This window comes from Azospirillum soli (assembly GCF_017876165.1).
Lineage (GTDB): Bacteria > Pseudomonadota > Alphaproteobacteria > Azospirillales > Azospirillaceae > Azospirillum > Azospirillum soli.
Genome location: NZ_JAGINQ010000051.1, coordinates 1 through 7,132 on the forward strand (window position 1 = coordinate 1; position 7,132 = coordinate 7,132).

A 7,132-nucleotide genomic window follows, 5' to 3' on the forward strand; every position below is an offset into this window, starting at 1 on the left:
CGGCGCGCCGACATCTTCTCCGCCTTCCATCACATCGCCGCCAGCCTCATCTGCTGGCGCTTCGTCCAGAAATGGTTTTGTTAGGCGCTCTTAACAGTTCGTTCATCGCCTATGGTCTGCTGGACCAAATTGGGGTTGTGCCTGCTACACGGTTCGCGCGATATTCTTTCGATTGGATAGGCGTTGGGGATGTGGCCGGTGAGCAACGAAGCGTTTTCTCGGGTGAAGATCGACGCCCAACTCAAGGACGTTTCCTGGAGCCTCGTGGACGGCAAAAGCGTCCGTTACGAGTATGTCCTGCCGGACGGCACCCGCGCCGACTATGTGTTGTGCAACCGGCACGGCCATTCACTGGCCGTCGTCGAGGCCAAGAAGGCAACCACCAACCCACCCGAGGCCGAGACGCAGGCGCTGAACTACGCGAAGCAGCTTGGCGTGCCCTTCATCTTTCTCGCCAACGGCGAAGAGGTGTGGTTCTGGGAATGGGAACGCGAGGCTCATCCCCGCAGGGTGACGACCTTCTTCAACCAGGCCGACCTGGAACGGGCCGAGGCCCTGCGCAAGCTGCGCGTGGACCCGCTGACCGTTCCCATCGACACCAAGATCGCAGGCCGCCCCTACCAGAGTGAATGCATCAACGCCCTGTGCCAAGGCATCCAGCACGGGCGGCGAAAGCTCCTGGTTTCGATGGCGACCGGCACGGGTAAGACCCGCACCGCCGCCGCCTTCATCAAGCGCCTGTTCGAAGCCAATCTCGTCAGCCGCGTGCTGTTCCTCGTGGACCGTATCACCCTCGCCAAGCAGGCCGAGGACGCTTTCGCCGAATACCTTCCCGACTATCCCGCCTATGTCCTGCGGGGCGGCCGCCGGTTCCAGGACGAGAAACGCATCACCGTCAGCACCCTTCAGACATTCATCGGTGAATACGCCAGCCTGCCCAGCAGCTATTTCCAGCTCATCATCGTCGATGAATGCCACCGCTCGATCTACGGCCAGTGGAGCGGCACCCTGAAGCATTTCGATGGCATCCAGGTCGGCTTGACCGCCACTCCCTGTGTGCTGAAAGACGCCGACCAGTTGCCCGATCCTGAAGACGGCAAGTTCATCCGCGACACGCTGCGTTTCTTCGAGGTGTCGGAGCCGACCTACACCTATTCGCTCAAGCAGGCCATTCAGGAAGGCCATCTCGTTCCCTATCACATCTTCAAGGCGATGACCGTCAAGACGGCGGCGGAAGGCGGCTTCGAGGTTAAGCGCGAGGAACTCGACTGGTCGGCAATGGATGACGACACCCGCGCTGAGTTCGAAACGCTGTTCAACGGCGAGGACACGATCACCGTCGATCCCTCAGCCCTGGAGCGAAAATTCACCATTCCAGAGCGCAACCGCGCCATCGTGCGTGAATTCCGGCAGGTTCTGGAAAAGGGCTTCGCGGGTAAGGATGGCGTTCGCCGCGCCCCCATGTGGGGCAAAACCATCGTTTTCGGTGTCACCAAGCGGCACGCCGAAACCCTGGCTCAGATGTTCGATCAGGAGTTCGCCGACAAGAAGCCGTCGCCGGAAGTCCGCTACGCCGACTTTGTCGTGTCGGGCACGGGGGATGACGACAGCGTGGACGGCATGACCAAGATCAAGCGGTTCAAGGACGAGCGGTTTCCGCAGATCCTAGTCAGCGTCAATATGCTCGACACCGGGTTCGACTGCCCCGAGGTGGTCAACCTTGTGATGGCGCGCTTCACCAAATCGGCCATCCTCTACCAGCAGATGCGCGGACGCGGCACGCGGCAGGCCCCGCATATCAAGAAGCCCAACTTCACACTGTTCGATTTCGTCGGCGTCACCGACTACCACGGCGACGACGAGGATATGCCCGAAGGCGGCTTCGTCACATCCAAGCCAGCCGGCCCGACTGGCAAGCCGCGCAAAATGCTCGTCCTCGATGTCAACGACCACATCGATCCGACGACGCGCGATTGGGTGACTTTGGACGAGAACGGCAATTTCGTGCTCACCGACGAGCAGGAGGCTCAGGCGTCGGTGCTCGGCCTTCGGTTCGAGGCATGGCTTGCCACCCAATCCCCCAACGCCGACCAGCTGCGCTGGTTGCGCATGATGGAGAGCCAAATCCGCGCCAATGTGGGCGACATGGAGAGCGTCGAGCTTTACCACTTCACCCTACCGCCCTTCTCGCTGAACGGCGGTCTTCAGCGGGCGCGGCAGCTTTTCGGTGACGACGCCAAGCTGGAGGCGATGCTTGCCAGCCTCAACGCGGCTGTGCTCCAAGATGAAGCGGTCGGCGGCCACGACACGGCCTCCGCTCCAGCACATTAACCCGTTAGGACCAAGCCCCCATGCCCATGACCCCCGAGCTTCGGCGCGGCGTCGAGCAAATCCGCGACTACCTCTACGGTGGCGGCTATCCCGATCCGATGGCGAACGCTGAACAGTTGTCGTTCCTGTTCTTCTTTTATCTGGTCGAGGGCATCGACGCCGACAATGCGATGCGGGCCAAGGCGACCAAGCGCGACTATGCCAGCATGTTCGCCGGGGATTGGACACTACGGAACCCCCTCAACGCGCCCGCACCAGGGGTAACGACCGTTCCTGCCGCGCGCATGCGCTGGTCACAATGGAACGTGATGGCCGGGGAGCCGCTGGTCCGCTGGATGCGTGACGAGGTGTTCCCCTTCTACACCGAGGTTGCCGAACGGTCGGCAATGAACTTCATGACCGGGGCGCGTCTCGGCATCGACGAGCCGGTGGTGCTGACCCAGGTGGTCGGGCTGATCGACGGGCTGCGGCTGGACGAGGCCGACGCCGACACCAAGGGCGACCTGTTCGAGCATGTGTTGCGGCAGATCAAGCAGGCCGGTGAGCTCGGCCAGTTCCGCACCCCACGCCACATCATCCGCGCCATCATCGAGATGGTGGACCCGCGCGTCGGCGAAACCATCTACGACCCCGCCGCCGGCACTGCCGGCTTCCTTGTCGGAGCCTACAACCACATCCGCCTCGCCAACTCCTCGGTTAACGGCGTTCACGAGGCTGAGGTGGACGGCAAAATGATCCGGCGCGGCTGGGGCGACCGCCTCAGCGCGGCCATGACCAACGTGCTGAACAACGCCACCTTCTACGGCAACGACGTGGACCCCAAGATGGTCCGCCTTGCCACGATGAACCTGACCCTGCGCGGCCTGCCCGCCGTTCACATCCTCAAGCGCAACGTTCTGACCACCACCATGGACCGGACGGAGAAGGCCGAGATCGGCCTGCCGCTCGACGGCTTCGACGTGGTGCTCGCGAACCCGCCCTTTTCCGGCCGGGTGGACAAGGACCGCATCGTCGATGACGTGAAGGTCGGAAGCACGACCGCGACGGAACTCCTGTTTCTCAAGTACATGCTGAACAGCCTGAAAGACGGCGGTCGGTGCGGGGTCGTCGTCCCGGAAGGCGTTCTGTTCGGCAGCACGGGGGCGCACAAGGAATTTCGCCGCCAACTGGTTGAGAACAACACCGTCGAGGCGGTATTGAGCCTACCTGGCGGCGTGTTCCAGCCCTATTCCGGGGTGAAGACCTCGGTGTTGCTGTTCCGCAAGGGCGGAATGACCGACCGGGTGCTGTTCCTGCACGCCGACGCGGACGGTTACAAGCTCGACGCCAACCACGACACCCCTGTTGAGGCCGACGACTTTCCCGCCTTGGTGGACGCTTACCGCGACCGTGCCGCATTGGCCCAGCAATGGGATGTCCGCGACACCGACGCCGAATGGACCGAGAAATGGTGGTTCGCCGGGAACGACGTGATCCGGGGCAACGACTTCAACCTGTCGGCAGGGCGGTATCGCCCGCGATCGCAGGAACAGGTTGAGCACCGCAATCCGCTTGAACTTCTGGATGAGCTTCGGGCAATTGAGACGGAAATCATGTCCGAACTGGATGCACTGACAGAAAAGCTGCGGGAGCGCGCAGAATGAATAACCGCAAATTCTGGCACAGTGTAAAGCTATCCCAAGTCGCTACGGTTCAGTCAGGGGCTGGATTTCCCCTCCCCTATCAGGGGGAGAAGAATGGGGAATACCCGTTCTACAAGGTAAGCGACATGAACATTCCCGGAAACGAGGTGTTCATGCATCGACACAACAACGCTATTTCTGAAGATGTTCGCAAACTTCTAAAAGCAAAGCCCTTTCCACTTGGATCAGTTATATTCCCAAAAATTGGAGCCGCCATCGCAACAAATAAAAAGAGAATTGTGGTTCGGCCATCTTGCGCCGACAACAACGTCATGGGTATAATTCCAGATGAGAAAACACTTTCACCTGAGTTCCTTTATTACATTCTAAACAGTAAAAATCTCTCTGATTTTGCCTCTGCATCAAACCCGCCATCCATACGCAAGTCCGAAGTTGAAGACTGGATCATCAGCGTTCCCCCGCTTGATGAACAGCGACGCATCGTGGACATCCTGAACCACGCCGCCAGCATCCGGCGGCTACGGGATGAGACGCGAACCAAGGTGCGAGAGATCGTGCCCGCGCTGTTCGTCGAGATGTTCGGCGATCCAGCAACCAATCCGAAGGGGTGGACAGTTGTTGGTATGGTTGCTTTGTATGCAGAGAAGCCTAACTACGGCACCATGCTGAAGCCAAACACGCAAGGTGGCACATGGCTTGACCTGCGAGTTGCTAATATTCAGGGTGGTAAGCTTGACCTTTCAGACCGGAAATACGTAGAGCTATCCGCAAAGGATATAGCTCGACATTCTGTATTTGATGGCGATCTACTGATGGCTCGGGCGATAGGATCAAGAGATCATCTCGGGAAATGCGTCATCGCTTACCCGGGCAAGGAAAAATGGGCCTTTGATAGCCATTTGATGCGCGTCAGGCTTAACGTGAATAAAGCGTTGCCGATATACATCAAAGCTCTGCTCGAAACTGAAAGCGGGCGTAGGCTATTCCTTGAAAAGATCCGTCAGTCTGCAGTCCAATTTAATATCAATGTTGGAGAGTTCTCCTCGATAGTAGTGCCGTTGCCGCCACTTTCTGTCCAACAGGAATTCGCCGAACGGGTTGCTGAAATCGAAGCAACGGCGGCACTCAGCGATAAAGCCGCTGCCGCTGCCGACCAACTGAGCCAATCCTTGCTGTCACAAGTGTTCGGCCAACGACAGGCCGAACCTGTGGCCCCTTGTGCAGCCTGATCTGACCGACCGATGACGATCCCTGATTTCCAGACCGTGATGCTTCCGGTCCTTCGCGCCGCCGCTGACGGCGAGGTGCGGATCGCTGATGTGATTGAACGGGTGGCGAGCGAGTTTGCCCTAACCCCGGAAGAAAGGGGGCAACTGCTTCCCTCCGGTCGGCAGACAACCATCGCCAACCGGGTTCATTGGGCCAAATTCAATCTTGGTAAGGCTGGCCTGCTGGAAACACCCCGCCGCGCCCATTTCCGCCTGACGGATCGTGGCAGGGAGGTGTTGGCCGCCCCGCCCGAACGGATCGACATCAAGTTCCTAAACCGCTTCCCCGACTTCCAACGCTTCCGGGAAGCCGAAGCGGAAGCGGCAACCGAGGCAGGGACATCACAAGCGTCATCAGCGAGCCAGGGCGACACCGTGCTGACCCCGGACGAGGTGATGCGCGGCGCGCATCGCCAGCTTGAAGCCGCTTTGGCCGATGACCTGCTCCAACGCATCCGCGCCGGTTCCCCGGCCTTCTTCGAGAGCGTGGTGGTCCGACTGCTGGTCGCCATGGGCTATGGCGGCTCAATGGCCGAAATTGACAAGGCACTGGTCGGCGGCACCGGCGACGGCGGCGTGGATGGCGTGATCGATCAGGACCCGCTCGGTCTGGACCGCATCTATGTCCAGGCGAAACGCTACGCCGACGGTAACAGCGTGGGGGCTGGTGCGATCCGCGACTTCTTTGGCAGCCTGGACCGCTTCAAAGCCAACAAGGGCCTGTTCGTCACGACCTCCACCTTCTCCCCTTCCGCCCGCGAAACCGCCGAACTGTTAAGCAAGCGCATCGTCCTGATCGACGGTACCCAGTTCGCCCGCCTGATGATCCGTCACGGTGTCGGGTGCCGCATAGAAGAGGTGCTCCATATCAAGAAGCTGGACGAGGAATTTTTCGAGGTTTAGTGGTATCAGGCCGGCTCCCCGACAAATCTCATAAAACACGCATTTTATGATGTTCGCGCTGGGAGCCGCGCCATTCCTCGGGTTCTTTCATGCCTTGAGCGCAGCTTATTCGGAAAACATAATGTCTTGTGCGCAACGACGACGCACAGTGAGGTTTCCGATGAAGCAAGCGCGGGTGTTGACAGAACAGGAGAAGAAGCGGCTGCTGGCCGTGGTCGCACAGGGCAGGTACGCCGCCCGCAACCGGATGGCCGTCATGCTGTCCTACCTCGCGGGTCTACGGGTTGGGGAAATCGCGGCGCTGACCTGGGGCGACGTGCTGGACGGAAACGGCATTGTGCGCGAGCAGATCAGGTTGGATGCGGAGATCACCAAGGGCGGTCACGCCCGCGTAGTGTTCGTAAACGACCGGCTGCGGAAGGAGATCGAACGCTACTGCGTCACTCGGAGTGAAGCCCCGCCTTTGGCATCCCCACTGCTACGCACGCAGAAACGGACGGCGTTCAGCGCCAATACCCTTTGCCAATTGATGGGTCAGCTTTACCAGCAAGCCGGCTTGGATGGCGCAACCTCTCATAGCGGTCGTCGCTGGTTCATCACCAAACTAGCCCACAGCGGCATCAGCCCAAAGGTGATCATGACCTTGGCCGGGCACAAGCACCTGACCACAACCCAGCGGTACATCGAGGTCAACGACGAGCTGATGCGTGCGGCGGTTGAAGTTCTTTAAAAGTCAATGCGCGCTTCATTCTGCTGTAAATTCTTCAAACCTATCACTAATTACCATTATGTAAAAAATATAAGGGGCAGAAACGCCCCCTATATCTTAGTCACCACTGATTTTTCTTATCTGCTTGATTAGTTGTGTGGCGGCTCGTTTACCATCTTCACTCCTAGAGCGGATTTCTGGTCAGCTTAGATTCGGGTACCCGCAAAGCTTGAACCACGCTTTTGCATCGGTTGCGGTGATGGCGTCGAGAGCTGGGC

Annotated in this window: 5 protein-coding genes and 1 pseudogene; all 6 read left to right on the top strand. The window is 59.4% G+C overall.

All coding sequences use genetic code 11. The annotated features are described in order from the left end of the window. Nucleotides 1–84 (top strand): annotated as a pseudogene (locus tag J2852_RS31050) (IS5/IS1182 family transposase); the annotation flags it as partial. A gap of 114 nt (nucleotides 85–198) precedes the next feature. Continuing rightward, nucleotides 199–2,331 carry a DEAD/DEAH box helicase family protein gene (locus J2852_RS31055; RefSeq protein WP_343206858.1) on the top strand — a complete coding sequence of 711 codons (2,133 nt, stop codon included), beginning with the start codon at nucleotides 199–201 and terminating at the stop codon, nucleotides 2,329–2,331. Nucleotides 2,332–2,351: 20 nt separating this feature from the next. Beyond that, complete coding sequence (locus J2852_RS31060; RefSeq protein ID WP_209883124.1) at nucleotides 2,352–3,974, top strand: HsdM family class I SAM-dependent methyltransferase; 1,623 nt, start codon at nucleotides 2,352–2,354, stop codon at nucleotides 3,972–3,974. Continuing rightward, a complete protein-coding gene (locus tag J2852_RS31065) occupies nucleotides 3,971–5,203 on the top strand; it encodes a restriction endonuclease subunit S (protein WP_209883126.1) in 1,233 nt (410 codons plus the stop codon). Before J2852_RS31060 ends, J2852_RS31065 begins: the two co-directional genes overlap by 4 nt. A 12-nt stretch (nucleotides 5,204–5,215) precedes the next feature. Then, nucleotides 5,216–6,145 carry a restriction endonuclease gene (locus J2852_RS31070; RefSeq protein ID WP_209883128.1) on the top strand — a complete coding sequence of 310 codons (930 nt, stop codon included), beginning with the start codon at nucleotides 5,216–5,218 and terminating at the stop codon, nucleotides 6,143–6,145. Nucleotides 6,146–6,305: 160 nt separating this feature from the next. Then, nucleotides 6,306–6,875, top strand: a complete 570-nt coding sequence (locus J2852_RS31075) for a tyrosine-type recombinase/integrase (RefSeq protein ID WP_209883130.1) — start codon at nucleotides 6,306–6,308, stop codon at nucleotides 6,873–6,875. The last annotated feature ends 257 nt before the right edge of the window (nucleotides 6,876–7,132 follow it).

Excerpts from the sequence above, each read along its gene's own strand:
- J2852_RS31065 (WP_209883126.1), top strand. The coding sequence starts at position 3,971 with ATGAATAACCGCAAATTCTGGCACAGTGTAAAGCTATCCCAAGTCGCT.
- J2852_RS31075 (WP_209883130.1), top strand. The coding sequence starts at position 6,306 with ATGAAGCAAGCGCGGGTGTTGACAGAACAGGAGAAGAAGCGGCTGCTG.
- J2852_RS31060 (WP_209883124.1), top strand. The coding sequence starts at position 2,352 with ATGCCCATGACCCCCGAGCTTCGGCGCGGCGTCGAGCAAATCCGCGAC.
- J2852_RS31070 (WP_209883128.1), top strand. The coding sequence starts at position 5,216 with ATGACGATCCCTGATTTCCAGACCGTGATGCTTCCGGTCCTTCGCGCC.